General features: G+C 44.9%; 15 protein-coding genes. 6 read left to right on the forward strand and 9 right to left on the reverse strand.

The genetic code is table 11. The annotated features are described in order from the left end of the window. Nucleotides 1-22: 22 nt before the first annotated feature. Complete coding sequence (gene ppsA / locus KJA68_RS06735; RefSeq protein ID WP_213036180.1) at nt 23-2,413, reverse strand: phosphoenolpyruvate synthase; 2,391 nt, start codon at nt 2,411-2,413, stop codon at nt 23-25. Nucleotides 2,414-2,789: 376 nt separating this feature from the next. Here ppsA and KJA68_RS06740 point away from each other — a divergent pair, with 376 nt between their 5' ends. The 3 genes from KJA68_RS06740 to KJA68_RS06750 all read left to right on the forward strand — a co-directional run bounded on the left by KJA68_RS06740 (nt 2,790) and on the right by KJA68_RS06750 (nt 6,403). Then, nucleotides 2,790-3,239, forward strand: coding sequence for a universal stress protein (locus tag KJA68_RS06740; protein ID WP_213036181.1), 450 nt, complete (start codon nt 2,790-2,792; stop codon nt 3,237-3,239). Between the two features lie 716 nt (nt 3,240-3,955). Continuing rightward, nucleotides 3,956-4,585, forward strand: a complete 630-nt coding sequence (locus tag KJA68_RS06745) for a carbonic anhydrase family protein (RefSeq protein ID WP_213036182.1) — start codon at nt 3,956-3,958, stop codon at nt 4,583-4,585. A 177-nt stretch (nt 4,586-4,762) separates the two neighbouring features. Continuing rightward, on the forward strand, nt 4,763-6,403 hold the full coding sequence (locus KJA68_RS06750; RefSeq protein WP_213036183.1) for a SulP family inorganic anion transporter: 1,641 nt from the start codon (nt 4,763-4,765) through the stop codon (nt 6,401-6,403). 186 nt (nt 6,404-6,589) lie between these two features. On the opposite strand, the gene KJA68_RS06755 is transcribed toward KJA68_RS06750, so the two are convergent. The 8 genes from KJA68_RS06755 to KJA68_RS06790 all read right to left on the reverse strand — a co-directional run bounded on the left by KJA68_RS06755 (nt 6,590) and on the right by KJA68_RS06790 (nt 18,815). Next, nucleotides 6,590-7,642 (reverse strand): L-threonylcarbamoyladenylate synthase, encoded by a 1,053-nt coding sequence (locus KJA68_RS06755; RefSeq protein ID WP_246487096.1) that lies wholly within the window; start codon nt 7,640-7,642, stop codon nt 6,590-6,592. Nucleotides 7,643-7,657: 15 nt separating this feature from the next. Beyond that, nucleotides 7,658-8,104 carry a phosphate-starvation-inducible protein PsiE gene (locus KJA68_RS06760; RefSeq protein WP_246487097.1) on the reverse strand — a complete coding sequence of 149 codons (447 nt, stop codon included), beginning with the start codon at nt 8,102-8,104 and terminating at the stop codon, nt 7,658-7,660. A gap of 609 nt (nt 8,105-8,713) precedes the next feature. After that, the gene (locus tag KJA68_RS06765) at nt 8,714-9,598 is read right to left on the reverse strand and encodes a phosphoribosylaminoimidazolesuccinocarboxamide synthase (protein ID WP_213036184.1); all 885 of its coding nucleotides are present in this window, start codon (nt 9,596-9,598) and stop codon (nt 8,714-8,716) included. A 9-nt stretch (nt 9,599-9,607) separates the two neighbouring features. After that, complete coding sequence (gene purE, locus KJA68_RS06770) at nt 9,608-10,108, reverse strand: 5-(carboxyamino)imidazole ribonucleotide mutase (protein ID WP_213036185.1); 501 nt, start codon at nt 10,106-10,108, stop codon at nt 9,608-9,610. Between the two features lie 621 nt (nt 10,109-10,729). Continuing rightward, a complete protein-coding gene (locus tag KJA68_RS06775) occupies nt 10,730-11,251 on the reverse strand; it encodes a Cache 3/Cache 2 fusion domain-containing protein (protein WP_213036186.1) in 522 nt (173 codons plus the stop codon). Nucleotides 11,252-11,969: 718 nt separating this feature from the next. After that, complete coding sequence (locus KJA68_RS06780; protein WP_213036187.1) at nt 11,970-14,132, reverse strand: SulP family inorganic anion transporter; 2,163 nt, start codon at nt 14,130-14,132, stop codon at nt 11,970-11,972. 258 nt (nt 14,133-14,390) lie between these two features. Continuing rightward, a complete protein-coding gene (locus tag KJA68_RS06785; RefSeq protein ID WP_213036188.1) occupies nt 14,391-16,271 on the reverse strand; it encodes a proton-conducting transporter transmembrane domain-containing protein in 1,881 nt (626 codons plus the stop codon). 9 nt (nt 16,272-16,280) lie between these two features. Beyond that, nucleotides 16,281-18,815, reverse strand: a complete 2,535-nt coding sequence (locus KJA68_RS06790) for a YbcC family protein (protein WP_213036189.1) — start codon at nt 18,813-18,815, stop codon at nt 16,281-16,283. Between the two features lie 116 nt (nt 18,816-18,931). On the opposite strand from KJA68_RS06790, the gene KJA68_RS06795 reads away from it, so the two are divergent. The 3 genes from KJA68_RS06795 to KJA68_RS06805 all read left to right on the forward strand — a co-directional run bounded on the left by KJA68_RS06795 (nt 18,932) and on the right by KJA68_RS06805 (nt 21,570). Continuing rightward, a complete protein-coding gene (locus KJA68_RS06795; RefSeq protein ID WP_213036190.1) occupies nt 18,932-19,792 on the forward strand; it encodes a LysR family transcriptional regulator in 861 nt (286 codons plus the stop codon). A 116-nt stretch (nt 19,793-19,908) separates the two neighbouring features. Then, a complete protein-coding gene (locus tag KJA68_RS06800) occupies nt 19,909-20,397 on the forward strand; it encodes a GNAT family N-acetyltransferase (protein WP_213036191.1) in 489 nt (162 codons plus the stop codon). Between the two features lie 396 nt (nt 20,398-20,793). Beyond that, nucleotides 20,794-21,570 (forward strand): elongation factor-1 alpha, encoded by a 777-nt coding sequence (locus KJA68_RS06805; protein WP_213036192.1) that lies wholly within the window; start codon nt 20,794-20,796, stop codon nt 21,568-21,570. Nucleotides 21,571-21,699 lie beyond the last annotated feature (129 nt).

Consider the following 21,699-nt stretch of genomic DNA (forward strand, 5'->3'; position numbering starts at 1 on the left):
ACCTATTGATATTGATCGAGAATTACCTACGGTTCTGTATAGAGCGCTCTGCCAGATACAACCATGTTTCAACTATTGTATCCGGGTTCAGCGAAATCGCTTCAACCCCCTGCTCAACCAGCCACTGGGCCAAATCTGGATAATCGGATGGACCCTGTCCACAAACCCCAATATATTTATTGGCCCTGCGACAAGCCTGGATTGCCATCCGGAACAATTCTTTTACAGCCTGATTACGCTCATCAAAAGCTCCAGCCACCAAACCCGATTCACGGTCTATGCCAAGAGTAAGCTGGGTCAGGTCATTTGATCCTATAGAAAAACCATCGAAATATTCCAGAAATTGATCCGCCAATAACGCATTGGAAGGAATCTCGCACATCATGATTACGCGCAGACCATTTTCACCACGTCTCAGTCCATTGGCAGCCAATTCTGCGATAACCAGCCTGGCCTCATCGAGTGTGCGCACAAAGGGAATCATGACCTCAATATTAGTCAATCCGATTTCATCACGCACACGGCGTATAGCACGACACTCCAGTGCAAAGCAGCCACGAAAACTGTCCCATATATACCGTGATGCTCCCCGTACACCGATCATCGGGTTTTCTTCATCCGGTTCATATCTGGAACCTCCAAGCAAACGGGAATATTCATTCGATTTAAAATCCGAAAAACGCACTATCACCGGTTTGGGAGCAAATGCCGCACCCAGCATAGCCATGCCTTCAACCAGTTTCTCGACATAAAAATCGATAGGCGAAGCATAACCTGCAGCCTTGATTTCCACCTGTTCCTTCAACTCCAAAGGCAAATTCGGATAATCCAGCACTGCATTGGGATGTACCCCTATCATCCGTGCAATAATGAATTCCAGCCGCGCCAACCCCACTCCAGCATTGGGCAGAAGGCAGGATTCAAATGCCAACTCCGGGCTCGCCACATTCAAACTGAGTTTAATCGGCGGTACAGGCATTTGATCCAGCGCCAGATCCGACACATCAATGTCGAGCATACCCTCATAAACTTTGCCTATCTCGCCTTCAGCACAGGAAACGGTTACTGCATTACCATGCCTAAGCGTCTGAGTTGCATCCCCACATCCAACCACAGCCGGAATACCAAGCTCGCGTGCAACAATAGCCGCATGACAGGTACGCCCCCCCCGGTTGGTCACAATCGCAGCAGCACGCTTCATTACGGGTTCCCAGTCCGGATCTGTCATGTCCGTTACAAGCACATCACCTTTCTGGATCTGGTTCATTTGACTGGCATTCTCAACCACACAAACTGAACCGCTACCTATCCTTTGCCCAACAGCACGGCCACTGACCAGAACTTGAGACACATCTCTTAACCTGTAACGTCTCACGCTGCCCTGAGCTTTATGCACCTGAACTGTTTCTGGTCTTGCCTGCAATATATATAACTTACCGTCCAAGCCATCCTTGCCCCATTCAATATCCATCGCACGGCCATAATGCTGTTCAATGAGCAAAGCATAACTTGCCAGTTCTTCCGCTTCAGCATCGGTAATGGAAAAACACCGGCTCTCTGCCTGAGGCACTTCCACAGTACGTACGGAATATCCTGTCTCCCTGGTCGCACCAAATATCATTTTGATTTCTTTGCTGCCAAGATTACGATTGATCACTGCAGCTTTATTTTGTCTTAATGCCGGCTTGTACACATAAAACTCGTCCGGATTGACTGCTCCCTGCACTACCGTTTCACCCAGACCATAGGCAGACGTGATAAGAACAACCTGGTCAAAACCGGTTTCAGTGTCCAGTGTAAACATTACGCCACTTGCACCCATATCGCTGCGCACCATGCGCTGAACACAGGCAGACAAGGCTACATCCTGATGCCTAAAGCCCTGATGGGTACGATAAGCAATAGCTCGGTCATTAAACAATGAAGCGAATACCATTTTGATGGCTGCAAGAATCTGCTCCACACCATAAATATTCAGAAAAGTTTCTTGCTGTCCCGCAAAGGAGGCATCTGGCAAATCTTCCGCGGTAGCAGAAGAACGAATAGCCCAGGAAATATCTACCCCGGCATCAGCCTGCATTTTTCCGTATATATCGCGCACATCACTTTCAAGGCGCCAGGGCAGGGGCGCATCCATTATCCACTGGCGCACACGGGCGCCTGCCGCAGCCAGCGCGGTCACATCATCCACGGCAAGATTGTCCAGCTCCAGCCAGATACGCTTGTCCAAATCATTCTGCGAAAGAAAATCACGATATGCCGCGGCTGTAGTTGCAAAGCCACCCGGTACTCGCACACCCAGATGGGCAAGCTGATTGATCATTTCTCCAAGCGATGCATTTTTTCCACCGACTGTAGCTACATCACTCATGCGCAATACTTCAAGCCAAACCACGTTTTGTTGCTGTGACATTTCTTCACCCCACCATAATGGCTGCATAATCAAACCCTGGAATACAACATTAACTGCAATCCAGCATCAATCCCCTTCATCCCCCACATAACCCATTATATAAACCAGACAGAAATCCGTTGGTTAAAATTCATAATCCCATACCTTCCATATCCCCATCCAGAATCAACCAAGCATGGCTCCACTCATGCAAAAAGCGAAATCGCGCCACTCCTGAATGGCTCAGTCCCAATAAAATACCTTGCAAAAACAATAAATAACAAAAAATCCCCAACTAGGCTAATTTTTTCTGATTCCCTGATTCATAATTGACTTGACGAATGTGATCACTGTACCTTATTGTTCAAATTAAGAAAATGCATCCATAGAGGTCTCGATGAACCCGCAAACAATAGTAGTGGCCATGCCCACAGAAGAAGCGTTCATGCCAAGTATTTCAAGATGGGGGCATGAATATTCCTGGACTCACAAGGAAGTACATTTCGTCCATGTCATTGAAAAATATGTACGCGTAAGCGACATGGGGATTGAAGACCTTCCGGACAGGAACACCGTTGAAATCCTGAAACGCAAAACGCTGGACTTTATCAAAAACAAGGCAAAGGAAATGATGCCGGCAACGGCTTTTAAAAAAGCACACTTTGAAGTTATATTTGCACAGTCTCCTGCCGAACAGATTGCCGAATACGCAAGAGCAATCAACGCTGGTTTAATTGTAATCGCAACAAGAAACAAACATGGATTTTCTGGTCTGTTCCTGAGTTCATTCGCAGACCGGATCTTAAAACTATCATCCTGTGATGTTCTGGTTTTAAGGCAAAATTAGTATTCCCGAAAAATTCGGCTGGATATCTGGATATTCAGTCCTGTTTAAGGCCTTTTGCAAACGCATGGACCAATAAAAACTTCGCACAATATCTGTCCGGATACTACAAATGGAAACGACATCTCATTGCCCTTATCATGAGAGTTGCACGACTACCCCATTTACCAGAACATTCAACCGTTCTGTGTAAAATAACCATGCTCTTGATTCTATATTAATTCTGTCAACCCGAATTTTACCGATGCGTTTTTAGAAAATATGAACAAGCTTTTGTTATAAACAACAATCCCCAGAAAAACGATAGGCTCTCCCAGGATTTTTCCGGGCAAGTTGCTGATAATGCAAAAACCGAAAACCAGATTTTTACCAGATTTTTATTAGAATTCATCAGGTAAAATAATAAAACTTCCAATCTCCTCTTAATTTGTATATCCATGCAAAATGGCCTCTTGGCGTTAATTTAATTGCATGACTTCCCAAAATACTCGGAAAAATATTTTGCACCCAAAGCAATTGGCACCATCGCAAAACACATATACATTTCCAAAGCACAGCATTCAAAACTATTAAAAAATGCACCATAGTCAGCAACCTGAATTGTTTTTTGCCTGATAGTTTGTGACCAGAATGCGGGCATGCCCTGCTACAAAAAATATTTGCATCAATGTACCCATAAACATTTAGATCAATCCAACAGCCAAACGCGAGAAACTTTGATGAACTTCAATAATGCTAGTGAAGACCTGACATTGCTTACCCCAGAGACTGCATTGCAGGCACTCAAGGATGGCAATGAACGCTTTGTCAACAACCTTAAACTTAACCGCAACCTGTTACAGCAATTAAATGAGGCTTCGGAAAAAAAACTTCCATTTGCCGTAATTCTGAGCTGCATAGATTCACGCGCATCGGCCGAGCTGATATTTGACCAGGGATTTGGTGATCTCGTCAGCATTCGGGTTGCCGGCAACATCATCAATGAAGACATTCTTGGCAGCATGGAATTTGCCTGCAAAATTGGAGGGGCAAAAATCATAGTCGTACTAGGTCATACCCGTTGTGGAGCAATAAAAGGCGCTTGTGATGATGTGAAGCTTGGAAACCTGACCAGCCTGATCGCCAAAATCAAGCCTGCCGTTGCAAGCATCCGCGATCCTGCAACCAACCGTAACTCCAAGAACCCTGAATTTACAGAAAAAGTTGCCGAAGCTAATGTACGACAGGTCATAGCCAGTATCCGGCACCGGAGCGAAATCCTGCGAGATATGGTGGAACATAATGAAATTACAGTAGTAGGCGGGATGTACGATATCCAGACCGGAAGCATCGAATTCTATGAAAACTAGTGCAACAGTTTTAAGGGCTGTTCCCCTTGCCATACATTCAGCATGGATATGAAAATGAGCAGCAGACCGCCGGTTACACCCTATCAATCTGGTCAAAAATTTTTCACAAAATTCTTATACCTTTCATTATTGTCCATAATATAATTCTGTCCAGATAACTACTTAGAGGCGAAAATCATGAGCCAACAACCGTTACAGTACTACTTACGGCATCTGAAGGATGACATTCCGGCAGGAATTGCCGTATTCCTGGTTGCTTTGCCCCTATGTCTCGGTATTGCACTGGCATCCGGCGCACCACTTTTTGCCGGGTTGATCGCCGGAATGGTGGGAGGCCTGGTCATATCCTGGCTAAGCGGTTCACAACTTAGCGTATCAGGCCCGGCAGCCGGTTTAACCGTAATTGTATTTAACGCCATCGAAACACTGGGAAGTTTCCAGGGGTTTCTGCTTGCCGTTGTCCTGGCGGGCGTCATGCAGCTGATCGCTGGATTCCTGAAGGCCGGGGTCATTGGAGCGTTTTTCCCTTCGGCAGTTATTAAAGGCATGTTGGCTGCCATTGGCATCATTCTGATCATCAAACAGATTCCTCATGCCACCGGTTACAACGAACATTTCGGAGGCCCTGAAGCTTACTCACACGAAGAAGTACACGAGTTTTTCTTCCCGATCATGGATGCATTCAGTTCTATTTCGCACGGAGTCATCATAATTTCCGCCGTTTCCCTGTTACTACTGGTAATCTGGGAAAAACCCTGGGTTAAAAGTCAAAAATTTCTAAAGCTGATACCCGGGCCATTAGTCGCGGTGATATGGGGGGTACTCTACAATTTATCCGCTGAACGCTGGTTCCCAGATTGGTCTGTCGATTCAATCCACCTGACAAACGTCCCGATATCCAATAATATTGGCGAATTCCTTAATAACTTCTCTTCTCCGGACTACAGTTACTGGACTAACCCTCAGCTATATATCATCGCAGCAACACTCGCGATTATTGGAAGCCTTGAAACTTTGCTAAGTCTGGAAGCGGTAGACAAACTGGATCCGCTTAAACGTACATCGCCAACCAACCGTGAATTGAAAGCCCAAGGGGTTGGAAATATAGTTTCCGGATTGATCGGGGGATTGCCACTTACTGCAGTTATCGTGCGTAGCGCCGGAAATATCAACGCAGGCGGTAAGACCCCAGTATCCTGCTTTGTTCATGGCGTGTGTATTTTAATCAGTACACTGTTCTTGGCCCGCTATATAAATTATGTTCCACTTGGCTGTTTGTCCGGAATATTGCTGCATACCGGCTTCAAACTGGCTAAACCCGCCTTGTTCAAGGAATTTTACCGCAAAGGATTGAGCCAGCTGCTACCGTTTGTACTTACTATATCTGCAATTTTAGCAACTGACCTCTTAATAGGAATGGCCATCGGCATCACCATAGGACTGTTTTTCGTCATCAAGGCGAACTTCCGCGCTGCTATTACACTTACCCAGGATAAGTCATTTTATATACTGACATTCAACAAAGATGTAGCCTTCCTGAATAAGGCGTTACTTCGAAAGCTTCTTTCACATGTACAACCGAACAGTACCCTTACTATCGATGCCAGCAAATCTCATTTTATTGACCATGACATTATTGAGACAATTGACGATTTCATGGTAACCGCTCCAAACCATAATATTTCTGTTGAGATTTATGATCTTTACGGTAAAGAGAAACTGAAAAAGCATGAAGATTTTGTCGTGCTTAAAGACCATTATGATAAAAGCCAGTCCAGCAGAAAAATGATTATCGATAAAAAAATAATTGGGTTGTAATCATTCCTACCCATAGGTGGAGACCAGCAAATTTTTTAAGGCAGCAGTGCAATCTGAAATTTTCTAGCTATCCAGAAATACAGTACCGCTGCCTATTGTTGCCTGAGAAACGGATTGTTGCATAACCGGTCTCCACTATCAGATTGTCACGGATTCATCCGATGCTGCCCATGCCTTTCCTGGGACTTATCTGCTTAGCGTTTTTTCTAAAGAACACGTCTCAATCAACGTTTCACTGGAATGGGCGACAGCCCTGCAACTGGCACGACGCATTCTGTCATTGATTGCATTCCACTCTTGGGTAGCAGGTGGAGCTTCAGCCAAAATCCAGTTAAAAATTCCGCAATCAAGGCCATGCAGCGTTGCATAAAGTTTCCGAGCATATTCGGCAGAAGAATCCGGCATACAAAAACAGGTAATCCCATCCATACCTAAATTTTCAGCATCTTCATTACCCATATTAAGAACCGCGACCCTATAACCCATGCTTGCAAGCTGACGTGCACGGTGTATCAGTTCCTTTCCCGAACATGCTTCAAAAGGTATTCCCGGGGCATAATGAGAATCCAGCATCCCTGAAGCCCTCACTTTCTGGACACCAGATTGGACTAGCAAAATCTTTTGACCAAGAACCTCTTCTATAGCCTCGACTGCAAGACCACCTGGCCGCAATAATGTAGGGGTTTCCTGCACAAAACTAACGATCGTAGATTCAACGCCAATACGACATGCGCCACCATCCAGTATCATCCCAACCTGCCCCCCCAGCTTTTCATGCACATGCTGCGCGGTTGTTGGGCTGAGCTGCCCGAAGCGATTCGCTGAAGGTGCAGCAATTCCCCCACCAAATTCATGCAAAAGTGCAGCTGCAACAGGATGATCTGGCGCACGTAATCCCACCGTATTTTGACCTCCGGTCACCGCATCCGGAACCAGAGCAGAACGTTCCAGAATTAACGTAAGCGGGCCAGGCCAGAATGTCTTGGCCAGTTGCCAAGCTGCATCTGGAATATTTTTAGCCCACCGAGTTAGTTCTGAACCTGCTGCGACATGCACAATCAATGGATGAAAAGATGGGCGACCCTTGATCGCAAAAATTTTCTGCACCGCAAATGGATTAGAAGCATCCGCACCTAATCCATAAACAGTCTCTGTTGGAAATGCAACCGTTCCTCCTGATCTGAGCAAAGCAGCAGCAGATCGTATTTCTTTATCATCCGGAATAGTATTGAATTTCACGAACCATGCCTGAATTTAATCCTGCGACCGCTCAGTGTGTCGCAGCTCTGCCAGAGATTCGTCACCCGAGTACGGGTAACGTACATGCCCGAAACGAATAAGGAAAACTGCCAGTGTCAGCAGCAGAATAGACAAGGTTATCGCAAGCATCCGCCAATTATCCATGGCTTTCATATCCAGAATCAGATAACGAGCAAGTGCAACCATGCCAATATACAAAGGAAAGCGAACGGGCAGTTTCCCGGAATGGTAATAAAGACCAACCATGGCAAGCACTTCCAGATAAAGGAAAAGCAGCAAAAGATCGGTCAATGTTACCTGTGCAGCTCTCACCATAGTCATAGTCTCGCTTACCATGGCAAATACCGTGGCTATTGCGATAACCAGAAGTCCTAAATGTTCAACCAGTGAAAGGAGTCTTTGATTGAATTTTCTAATGGTAGGTTTTTTAAAATCGCTCACAGGTCTATCATGTTGAATAAGTCACTATGTAAAATGGATTCTACCAATTAAAACCCCATGCAGTAATCCAGCGCAGGAGGAATTCTGGTTACATACAATTCGTTGTATACCTCTTTATGCAAAACAAATACAGGACTGGTCTCCTGGTATCCACATTTCTTTGCATGCATGATCCCATCGATTTCTTGACACATCATCGTACTTCTTTATCTTATGATTAAGTTATATACCTAATTTTAAACAGTAATAAAAAAACAACATCACAGACGGAAAGCCGTTCTTTCCGGTAATTGTGCGACCTACCCTGCCATTGCATGCAGAGCAACCCAGTAATCTCCCGATTCTTGATAAGAAACTGATCAAAATTACAATATATTTTTGTACGCATCGGGCAGGCGTATCTTCATGAATGGAAAAGCAAGCCCAAAAAACGGGAAACATTCCCGATTCCCGCCCGACTCAATAATCCAGTCAAACAACATTGCATCCGATGAAGCACACGGATTACAGGAAATGCTTTGTCATATAAAGCATTTATTGGTTCCATCCTGTTTCCAGTAATCTAATTCGGTTTAAATCAGTTCAACTTAGGGTGCAGAAAACGAACCATCACGCTTCCATCAGCAATTTCGCAGCCTCATGATATTTTTCTGCTGTTTTTTCAATCACATCAACCGGAATATCCGGCGCCGGAATTTTCTTGTTCCAGGCAGAAGATTCCAGCCAGTCACGTACAAACTGCTTGTCGAAACTGGGAGGGTTACTACCAACTTTATATTGATCCGCTGGCCAGAATCTCGAAGAATCAGGTGTCAATACTTCATCTATCAAATACATTTTTCCTGATGAATCCACACCAAATTCAAATTTGGTATCTGCAATAATCACCCCCTTGGTAGCCGCATATTCCGCAGCCTGGGTATACAAAGTCAATGCTGCGTAACGTACTGCATTGGCACGCGGAGTACCTAACAATTTGACCGCCTGTTCAAAGGTAATGTTTTCATCATGTTCCCCGACCGCTGCCTTGGTTGATGGCGTGAAAATCGGTTGCGGAAGTTTTTGTGCTTCCTGTAAATCAGCAGGCAGTTTAATACCGCATACCATGCCTGTATTCTGGTACTCCTTCCATGCCGAACCGGACAGATATCCACGAACAATCGCTTCAATGGGAACTGGCCTCAATCGTCTTACCACAAAAGACCGGCCAGCTATCTGTGCCCGTTCTTCATCAGAAGCAACCACTGATTCCGGTCTGATACCAGTAAGATGATTCGGGAGAACCCGACCAAGCTTATCAAACCAAAAATCAGACAGCGCAGTGAGTATTTCTCCCTTCCCTGGCACTGGAGTAGGCAAAATAACATCAAAAGCCGACAGGCGGTCAGTTTGCACTATGAGCAGACGATCTTCATCCACTTCGTAAATATCACGAACCTTGCCTCGGTGCAGTAATGGCAAACTGGTCAGGTTTGATTCAAATAATACGGACATGGCATTTTCCTATTCTGACTTTAATGATGGAAGCTTAGCCGCAGCAATCGCTTCCGCCTGTTGTTTACGAAATTCATCCAGTCGGTCAGCCAGTTGCACATCATTCATTGCAAGCATGGAAACGGCAAACAAACCGGCATTGGCAGCACCGGCTTCACCAATTGCAAACGTAGCCACCGGGATACCCTTGGGCATTTGCACAATGGATAGCAATGAATCTATACCCTTGAGATATTTGGAAGGAATGGGAATACCCAGTACAGGCAAGGTCGTTTGGGAGGCAATCACTCCTGCAAGATGCGCAGCCCCTCCTGCACCCGCAATGAAACACCGTACCCCCTGTTCGCACATTTCCCGAACGTAATTTACCAGAAGGTCTGGTGAACGATGTGCAGAAATTACCCGTGCATCATACGAAATTCCAAAATCCTGCAAGGAACGTGCAGCATGCTGCATGATTTCCCAGTCATTTGCACTGCCCATCAAAATGGCAACCAGCGGCTTATCCATGTGTTTCCTTCTTTTAAAAAACAGTTAATCGGTTTACTACCTGTACAATCGCAGTGACTAAAAAATAATTAATTTTCCACATCAGGAACTGCGATTTATCAGCAAAAATCGCAAAATTTCCAACGAATTCGTCCACTCAAATTTCTAGTCAGCATAGACCCGCCCGGCCTGACTAGCATTCACCATTTGCATGGCACCTGACGTGGACCGCTTCTGGGGTTGACCGGTTTAAACATGGGATCACAGGATAAAAACAGAGGATTCATGACCACAGCAATGACGCATATTTGCCAGAAATCACTCCGGATCCACTTAACAAATATAAAATTAATGCCTCAAATATACCGGTGCAGCAAAATGCGCGCTCATATCCGAGGTACTTATAAGTTAGGCATGCTGTCAGTAAAAATATTTTCCAATGAATTAAACCAAGACTTAGTTCAATGTCGCATGAAAATCATCACCATGTTTCACACGTCAGCCATCTCTTAAAATATTAAAAATTCGCTTTATGTAAGCAACATCCAATATACCTCACGGATTCTGCGGCACCAGATCCAGAACATGCTACGGGGATCAGCCTGAACATTACTGCAATCCCAGGCACCCTGATGATTTGTGTTATTTTTTAAATCCTATCAGATAGATCCCAATGACCCTGCCACCTTTTTCTATAATCGGGTCGTAGCACGTATAATAAGATTTACCCAGGATATCGATATCCCCACAGTAAACCTCACCATTCATTACGGCTTCATAGGCTTTATTATGAGCCAGCTTCGTTCCAACCCCACGTACCCCCTTGGGCGTTAGAACATTAGTACTAACACGAATGAAATCAGTATTTTCTTTTACGAAAACGGTCGCATAAGCACCGGAAACCCTTTTAATTTCATCTACGACCGTGAAATTGTTATTGATTTTCTGATTCCCGAAATAGATAACCGGGGCCATCACATTCCCAGATTTTTCAACTCCCTGAATCCTGGGCTCCCCCATCTTAACAAATTTTTGCTTGAGCTCCTCGACCGTTTTCCTGGGATCATTCTTACCCGAATCATTTGCGCTCGCTGTACCAATAAATAACAATGATGCAATTAACACTATAATTTTATTCATAAATATGTGTCCTTTTTGAAACATCCAAATATCCAGTTATCAACATCCATCCTGATCAGATTCCAAATTTCAAGTCTCTCTAGAGAGCATATTAACAAATATTCTTCTACAAAAGTACCCTGGGTAGCGACTGCACTTTAACGTTATTCTATCAATTCAACCTTGCCAGAAATTGCTATTTCTTAATGATTATATATTAATATCAATAGGTTATACATTCAAGCATGACAAAAAATTTTTAGAATGCCGAGATGTACACCTCAAAAAACCACACTAATTTCTGATCGAATGCGGTAACAATTTTATTGCATCCAGTAAATTTTAAAAACCACATTTCTTACCTCAGCATCCCTATAGCTTGTAAACCCCTTAAAATACATGCACCACATAACTATTCGATCCATCAAACAACAGCCCTGGCAAAGAATATATAAAGCAGCAAACCAGACTACCCAAGCAAAAACGGGAAACTCTTTAAAAGAATACGGCACGCAAGACAACTATTTGTTGTCAATCAAAATAACCCGAAAATCATTTTGAAGCATGCCGACATCAAGCAACACTTCTGTAAATATCAAAGTGTCATAATGATTTCATTCAGAATCGGTTTGCAGAAATCTACAACTTCCGGGTATTTTTCCAAAATTTGCAGTATGCCTGAAAGCAATATGCTTATTTGGATTAACCCGGGGTTTTGAAAAACCCAGAACTTAATAATTTTCTGAATTTATGTACTACTGGATCACGATTTGCTTTTTTGATGATGCTTCATGAAATCCGCCTGCTGCAATTTCACAAGCGCATGAATATCTTCCCCAACAGGCTGGTATAGCGGCCGAACTTTTTTCACAACTATGCTGTTCGCCTCTTTAACATCCTCCATTCGCAACGCGGCTAATGCTGGCTTCAGACCCTCGTTGACAAAACGATTCCGGTTATAAGCAAATTTTTCAGCAAGATTTCTTTCAGCAGGCGTAAGATGGTTTGCGAGATACGCATTCCAAGTTTTCTCTATCTCCATAATATTCTCTTCAACCTGAGACACATTATGGCTGATAATTTCGGGCGTTGGAGTAACCAATGTTGCAGCAAGGGCAAGGCGGTTTTCCAGTAATAACACTTCAATATGCGCTACCTGTTCAAGTGGAATTGCCGAATCCTGCTGAACAATTTCCTGATCCGCTTTACTCATCCCGACGATCAGCAACGGTAAGGTACACAGCATCCCAAACAAAACCATCAACTGAGCGCGTCCGAAACCATTTACTATTAAAGGGCCGCGGACAACCGAAACAGAATCCTCTATAAAGGGTTTATATTCCTTGCTTATTTTACGCCCTGCCAGCGGATGATTGGAAAAAGGCTGGAATTTATCAAAGCCATTTATGATCACTGTACCGCCTGAATGAGCATACTCCTCTTCAAAATGCTTGAGAAACTCCATGAAAGAATGATCAACCAGCCTGGCCCTGGAAAAATCCAGTTCCACTTTTTTCCCGGATTTGAATTGGTTAAATGCCTTTTTAAAACCCATCAGATTGGAAAAAATCGCAGCATCTTGGATAGATAATTTATATCCATCATTATTTTCTTTTAATGCATACCGTGCCTTGAACATGCCGCGCAGGGAGGCTCCGTTTACTAAATGGAAGAAAAATTTAACAAGAATGCCTGAAGCCACTCCGATCAACAAGTCCGTAGCGATCGTTGCAGCAATCGTAACCAGAAAAATTACCAGTTGCTCACTACCGATTTTATAAGTTTTATAAAACAAGGAAGGAGATGCAAGGACATAACCGACAAATATCAACATGGCAGCCAGTGCAGCATTCGGGATCATTTCAATCACGGGGATAATCAAAAGCATTGCGAGCAGCAAAAAGAAACCATGAAAGAAATTAGCCCAGGCAGTTCGACCCCCAAAACGGGTATTGGCTGTGCTACGCGCTACCTCGGCTATCATCGGAAGCCCGCCCAGCAATCCAGAAATTGCATTTCCTGCGCCTACCGCAGTTAAATCCTTATTGAAATCCGACTGGCGTTTCCATGGATCCAAACCATCTATGGCCTTTACCGTTAGTATCGACTCCAGACTGCCAACCACCAGGAACATGAACACATACTTCCAGAAAACAAAGCTGTTAATTGCGGAAAAATCTGCGTTATATCCTATTGAACTCCAGAAATCACCGATATGAACCAGTATATGTCCCGGTTGAGTTGTCTTAAAGTCCATGATCAGTGACGCCGGAATTGCCAGCAGCAATACAAGCATTGGCGCCGGAATTTTCTTCAGAAGATCGCTTCTTATTTTTGGCATGCTGAACAAAATGATCAAACTAGCCATACCAATCAGTGCAACCGGCTGGTTGGCCTGCATGACAGAATCCGGAATACGCCCTAAAAGACCCACCGGATCCAGCCCTTTTAGTGTGGCAGGATCAATACCCAGCAAAATATGGATTTGCTTGGAGAAAATAATGATCCCGATTGCAGCCAGCATTCCATGCACGGCTGAGTGCGGAATAAAATCACTCAGCGAGCCTGCTTTCAGAAACCCCAGAACAATTTGAATCCAAGAAGCCACTACAATTGCACCCAAAGCCAGGTGCCATCCTTCTATTCCCCCACCCAATTCAGTCACACAGCCGGCACAGATTGTTATCAGACCAGCCGCAGGGCCTTTAATGGTCAATCGCGACCCGGCAAAAAAACTGACAAAAATCCCGCCAATCATGGCGGTTAACACCCCCATCGCAGGCGGAAATTCGCTGGCCTTTGCAATACCCAGACTGAGTGGCAAGGCCAGTAGGAACACAAGGAAGCCTGCTATAAAATCGGATCGAAAATTTTCTTTTAATCCGGCAATACCGTCTTTGGGTATAAATGATTGACTGACACTCATAATTTGACGCTCCTATCGAATGGACAGAAAATTTCCTGTTTTATAAAAACCTGGTTGTCATGATTAAAAATCATCATCGGTAACCCATACTCAGACGGCCGGATAATCAAGCGCCGATAGAAAATCCGGGTTGTCCGTCCATGCATCTGAAGCCCAGCTACCGATAATTCTTAATTTGTTATATAAATCAATTTTCTACACAACGTTTAATCCACAGAAATTTCTTAACCGTCCACTTCAACGATTGTTCATTGCCCATTAGGCAGATTTATTCGGGGTTGCGTGATACGTCTTCACATGAGGCCCCAGGAAAATTCTGGCGTATATCCTGATCAATGAAATCCCAGACATGACATAACTTAAAGCAGTGAAGATAATCAGACTGGCCTGATCCTTATGAATATGGGTCAATATCAATTCCACCCCAATAAACGTTGGGGTCATCGGGAACGCCATAAGACCCAGACAAGCCAGCATGAAAATAAATGCCAATTTCGGATATTCGTAGGAATGCCCCTGAAAGCGACTCAAACTTATATCCTGTTCACGAGATTTAAGTTCATTCAGGCAGGCATAGCCCAGCACACCCGAAATGATTACTCCGCTGAGATAAAGGATAATTTCATTGGTATTGATATCCCCGTTCAGCGAGATGGCAAGGGTTCTATAGAGATGCATCACAATGACCAGAACCCAGCTTAAGAGAACATCCTTTCTTTCTGAAAAAGATTTCAACAGCATTGCCAAGCCTGCAAATGCGAACAATACGGGCAGATATTTGCATATTTCCGGATGAATCAGGCTCTGATTGAAAAGACACATCAGACCAACCGAAAAAATCACGGCTGACAGGACAATAACGCTTTTCCCCGATAATACATTCAGCTTTCTTCCACACCACTTAAGGGGATTCCAGAAAAAACGGTAGACGAAATTATCCAGATGAAATTCTTTCAGACATAACAAATAGATCGAGTACTCGAGCTTCTTGAATACCGATTTTTTATCGACATAGTGAAGCGGAACAAAATTGAAAAACTGTTCTCGGATCATGTAACTGACAGCAGAAGGGGAAACCAGCAGCTGATAGGTCCTTAAAAAAGCGTTTCCAGCAAAATGAATCAGCGCAAGCGCGTGGTAGCCCAAAGCAATTTCAATGAAAATAATCCCGATTTGCGCAATCGAAGCATAGGCGATTTGCGTTTTAATGGAAGACTGGACCCGGGCAATCCCTGTTGCCACGATACTGGTAAGCAGCCCTACGATTACCACCGTCGTTACCATTGAAGAAATATTTTCCCAGAATGGATACGTCCTTAATAAAAGAAACACACCCAAATGGACGGAAAGTGAGCCATAAAAAATTGCACTGGATGGCGTGGGTCCTTCCATTGCTCTCGGCACCCATGAAGAAAAGGGAAGCTGACCTGATTTCACCGCAGCCGCAAGCAGTATCAACAGTGAAATCAACACTCCAAAAAGCGGATGGTTCTGAAGATGCTCACTAATAAACTGTTTATCCGCCAGCTCTGTAAAAGTAATATTTTTGTGCCACAGATAATGATTCATCCACATCACGATAAGCAAACTCATGTCCGCTATGCGAAATACCGTGAAAACCTTGAGCGCATTCTTGACAGGTAAATATCTGTCCCGGTAAAACCCGATCAGCAGGAAGGAAGAGAGGCCCAGTATTTCCCATCCGACGAAAAGGGTTTCAAAGTTCCCTGAAAATATAATGATGTTATAACCAACATAAAAGAAGAGGATGATGTTAAAGAAACGCTTGTAACCACTTTCACGGTGAAGATACCAGCGGCAATATTGCGCGATCAGGAATGTCAGGACTGCACCCACAAACAGATATACCGCGCTGATCCGGTCAAAGTAAAATGAAACCAGAAACTGGTAATCTTTTGTATTAAACAGAACGATGCCGGTTTTCTCCAGCACTGGATGACCATGGGACAACCATATGGCCAAAAAAACCAGAACAATCAGTAAATGGCTGCCAATCGTGCAAAAAACTGTCCGTGAAACGGCATTCTCCATTTTTTCCGGAATACACAGACTTAACAGAAACCCTGCCAAAGGAATCAATATAAAGAATTGCAGCATTGAAGTAAGGTAAGGAATCATTTTTTTATGCTAATGCATCAGGTAGACAGGCAGATTTTCTTTGGTGGCTTCCACGATCTGGATCGATTCTGCGGCTTTCACAGTCTCTATCAGGCTAACCACATCCGATATCGAATCCAGGGATCGGGTCAAAGGCCGGTATAGGGTAAAACGACCATCCCTGAATACTGATAACTCACGCGTCTCGGGATGAACTGCAACCAGCCGGACCCACTCGTGGATATAAAATTCATAAGTCGCAGCTTGCTGACTGATCGCACCCAGAACAATTTCAGGAAGTTGTTCAACAATGACCAGAAGACGCACCGGATCATGCACTTCAATCATCTGGCTTGGCAGGCCCGGCCTCAGGTCTCCATCGCTCCCATTGGCGACCCCGATCAGCCCCATCACATTGTGGGGAAGCTTGGTACCTGCTCCGAGTCTGTAGTTATCAACTCGCGAAAAGAAATACTCCAGATTGATCCCGCCCATAACCGGAGCGATCGGTTTCATCACATTCGCCAGATATTTTCCATCCGGATCCAGCTGATAATCGTAGGAATTCATGGACGATCGCCTGTCCAGATAAATATTCTTCGATAAATCGCGCCTGCCTACAAAACAGATTGCATTGGTTGAATGATTCAGCTCCTGCCTGGGTTCAAACAGGGAAACGGATCTTCTGAGAATTTCCTTATGAATCTTCTCGGCGCTCAAGGTCGTATCGATCGATACCAGTCTTCTGGATCTCTCTTTTGCATTAAAATCCAGTGCCTGTATGAATACTGGTTTGTTTTTCTGATGATTTGCCGAATTTACCGGAGAAAGAAAATTTTCATCAAAATACGTGATTTCATCACGCGTCGTATCATGAAGGCAGGCAAGAAACTGCGTCTCCTCCGGGATAACCAGTCCTCTCCTGCCCAGCTCCTCCCGGACCAAAGGATGATTTGCCATGAAACAGAATACTTTTGCATTGACTGAACCGGGCCGGCCGCCGCACGCTCCACAGTCATAAGCGCAATAGTGAGGGTTATTGATACTGGTTGCACCATGCCCGACGATATACACAATAGATGCAAAATCTTTTACCAACCCGATGCTTTTTAATATCGCATCGACTCGTTGAACCATTTCTTCAATCGTAAATCCGATTTGAAGATTGCGTTCCCTGTGATTGAGATTCTTGTTTTCAATGGTCAGCCTGGATGTTTTGTCCATATGCGCACTGGACGAGGCCATGGCAGGCATGGCTGAAGGCCTGAATACGTTCAACGCCAGCTTGAACCCGGACAACAACCCGAGTGTCTGGGTGATAAACCACCCCCGAAAAAGAGAATGCGACAACTTTGAAAAATAGGCCTCTTTATTTTGCTTTCTTCTGCTTCCTGTCTCTTTGATCAAATAATTGGGTGTAACTGGAGCGGGGCAGCATTTTGTATAAAATTTCCCGTGCTCGGGCTGAAAGAAAAATTCAACCCCAAAAAACCCCGGCGTGGCAAACGTCTCGCACTCAGGGTCAATTCGTTCCAGATAACGGCGGAAAGACAGTTCACGATCGTCTATACAGGTGACGACCTGAAAGCTTTTATGGAATGGGGGAACGGGGTCAATCTCCCCCTGCAACTGAATCGCTGCCAGCACTTGATCGTAATAGGACCATTCAAAAGCGTCCTGCCAAATAGAGAGGACCTCATCCAGTTCTGTTTGCGGAACCTCGTCAAAGAGACCGTCAGGCCTGCCTTTTAATTTACTTCCAACGGGCAGCCATTTCTGCCCGAACTGGGAATCCAGAGTGTCAATCTCCAGCAAGAGTTCCAGAACAATCAAGTCATGAATAGAAATTTTTTTCTGATTCAGCAGAGACTGTGGATGATCCTCAATCGTCGAAACCATGCCTGACCAACCCTGGTGAGCAAACTGCTGGTCAAACAAATATTGCTTATACAGAGCTTCGTCTCCAACCACGATCTTCAGCAAATCTTCAACTTTGCAGTTTCCACCCAACAGCAGGTTCCTGGCCCGCTTCCCCTTGAAAAAGCTTGTAAAGCTGTTTTTTTCAATCTCTTTTACGGATGCAAGAAATCCCTCATGCCCGACGGGGAAAGACCATATCGAAATTCCCTGATCCAGGTAACTGCATAAAATTCTGAAAAGATAAGGATGAACCAGCGAATCCAGATTCAAATGGTATTTTCTTTCCCAGACAGATCTTAAAAGACCGATTCTGGGCGATACGGAAGTATCATATTTCTTACCGATTGCCTTTTTCATCCACTCATTTAAATGCTCCACCCCCTTTCTCTCGGCAATAATCCTTTTAAGGATGTTTTCCCGGATACGCTTGGAAATATATAGTGCCCTGTAATCTTCCAGCTGGAGGGAAACAAAATAACCAAAAATCTTGGATGCACTGCGAATTCCATCGTAAAATTTCTGATCCTGAAATGCATGCAATGTATTATGGTGAACAAAATCCTTGAGGGGAGCCTGACTGGGTAAATAATGTTTCAATTCCTTTAACACTTCCTGCTCATTAAAAATTGAATTATTTGAATGCATTAGCCATTTTCCCGACAAAAAGTGAATTACAGTGGTTGCGAATATAAATTGTTATCTGAACCAAAGACAAACGATTTTTATTGGACATTAATATCGATTTATCCGATACTTGTTTTATGGACATTGATCAAATCAGGACTTTCCTGGGGGTGGTTGCCAATGGCAGCTTTCTTGAAGCAGCCAACAGGCTGCATGTAACCCAATCCACTGTCAGTACGCGTATTCAGCGGCTGGAAGACTATTTTGGCGTAACCCTGTTTGTGCGCAATCGCTCCGGAGCCACGCTCACGCTCGCCGGACAACGTTTTTTCCGCCATGCAAAATCTCTTTTATTAACGCTTGAACAGGCGCGCCATGATATCCGGCTGCCCAGCCGGTTCCACGCCAGCATCACCGTTGGCGCCCGAATCGCATTGTGGGAAGAGCTGTTGCCCCGCTGGGTTGGCGCGATGCGCGTTCTGGTACCGGATATTTCCATTCGTAGCGAAATCGGTTTTGAAGAAGACTTGATCCGGGGGCTGATTGAAGGCAGGATGGACGTAAGCATGATGTACACCCCGCAGCAAAGCCCCGGCCTGCAGATTGAATATTTGTTTGATGAAACCCTGGTGCTGGTGACTACCGATAAAAACAAAGCCTGGCCCAATGAGGATTACATCTATGTAGACTGGGGGCCTTCATTCTACGAAATGCATAACAAGTATTTTCCTGAAATGGATCGCCCACCCCAGGTCGTAAATATCGGCTGGCTGGGAGTCCAGTTAATTATCAGCAACGGTGGTTCATGTTTCCTGCCCATGCGCATAGCCGAACCCATGATCCAGGAAAAAAAACTATTCCTGGTACCGGACAGCCCGTTGTTCAAATTGCCTGCATATATGGTTTTCCCGCGCGATAGCGATTCTGTCGTCCTGAAACAGGTACTGGAGAGCTTGCGTTCCCTGGCTGAAATGGAACGGCAAAAATCCCAGAATTGAACTGCATCCTTACCACAAATCCAGATGCATTCCAGGACAATCCCTCCATCATTCCGGCCTGTACCTGAAATACTTTTTGGCCGGAATGAAATTTTAAAAATGGAACCTGCCGCAGCATGCCTACCAAAATAACCATCCGTTTTGCGGAAAAACAGGATGCGCCTGTTCTTATTCATTTCAATCGGGCCATGGCGCTGGAAACAGAACAAAAAGAACTGCTACCCGAAGTGATCTCGAAGGGGGTGGAAAGACTTTTCACCAGCCCGGAACTCGGTTTTTATGTAGTTGCCGAATGCAGCAAACAAATTGTCGGATCACTCATGATCACCACGGAGTGGAGCGACTGGAGAAACCGTATGTTCTGGTGGATTCAAAGCGTTTATGTGCTTCCGGACGAACGCCGCAAAGGCATCTACACCCGACTTTATCAATTCATCCAGGAATCCGCCAGTAACAATCCGGATATTTGCGGTTTTCGTCTGTATGTGGAAAAAAACAACCTGCTGGCCAAAAATGCCTACAGCGCGCTTGGAATGAACCCGACTCAATATGAGATCTACGAACATTTAAAACCGGGAACCCGTTTCTGCACTGGCAGATCCTGATTCACCGCAAATCGCCCACCACGTCTTCCCTGCCAATTTCTGATGACCACACCCACACGGTTTTCAGGGTACGCCGGGTTCTTCACCATTGAACGAACAGCCATCCATTCAATCCGACAAATCAATTGGAATGATCCATATATACTTTAAAAAATAATACAATTTTAATCCCGTCACTCCGCATTCACCCGGTGCACCCTGCATTCCAATATTCCGGGCATAACAAATCCTGCCCGGAAATAAAAGCTGTTGTACAATCATTTTGAAAAACCCTTGGCCAGTCAGCATATCCCGGCATGTCATCCATAGGAAACAACCATCGGGAAAAACCGGCTTGCCCATCCAGAATTCAGGAAGCATTTTTTCCCTGTCCAGGCATCAAAAGAGGGGCTTTAAATGAACACAACCCATTTTGATCAGGCGTGGTTCAACCTGCCTAATTTGCCAACGCCCGTCAAAGCGCTTTTTGTCGGATATCTTCTTGCCATCGGCCTTGGCCTGTGCATGGCCGGCCTGCAGATCATGCAAACCCACGGCAAGGCAGACGGCAAGGCGGGGCTTTCCCTGAATGACATTATTTACAGTTACTACGGAAACCGGAGCGGGAGCAAACTGGAAAGCAAGCTTAACGGATCCATGAAAACCATGAGCACGCCAGAATCCAGAATGCAGATCATTCAATGGGTGCGCAACGGATCCTCCAGAACAGAGTGGGATCAACAACTGAACAAGATCTTCCAACAGGAATGCACACATTGTCATGGTCCTGAATCTGCAATGGGAGATTTTTCCCGGTTCGACAACGTCAAAAGGCTCGCTGAAACTAACGAAGGCGCCAGCATCCAGGCGCTTATCCGGTCATCGCATATTCATTTATTCGGGATCAGCTTTATTTTCTTTTTTCTGGGGTTCATTTTCAGTTTTGCCGTTGGCGTACCCGGATGGTTGAAAATTTCAGCCATCCTTACCCCATTCTGCTTCCTGATCGCAGATATTCTGTCATGGTGGCTTACCAAATGGAGCCCGGGGTTTGCTTGGCTCACCCTGATCGGAGGCATCGGCTACAGCATTGTCGCAGGCATCATGTGGATCATTTGCATGTATCAGATGCTGATTCTGTCACGCAATAAAAAACTGTACGGCAATGCCTGGCAGGCAGACCTGGAACCGTAACCCCCACCTGCGCCGGCACAGACCCATGGCATGCGGAACCAGTCCCCAATCCGGCACGCTTTCATGATATGGTACACCTTCGCCTACGGGCTCTGACCCCTATTCGGGTGAATTTCTTTTAATTTTTCC

Source organism: Candidatus Nitrotoga fabula, assembly GCF_905221025.1.
Taxonomy (GTDB): domain Bacteria; phylum Pseudomonadota; class Gammaproteobacteria; order Burkholderiales; family Gallionellaceae; genus Nitrotoga; species Nitrotoga fabula.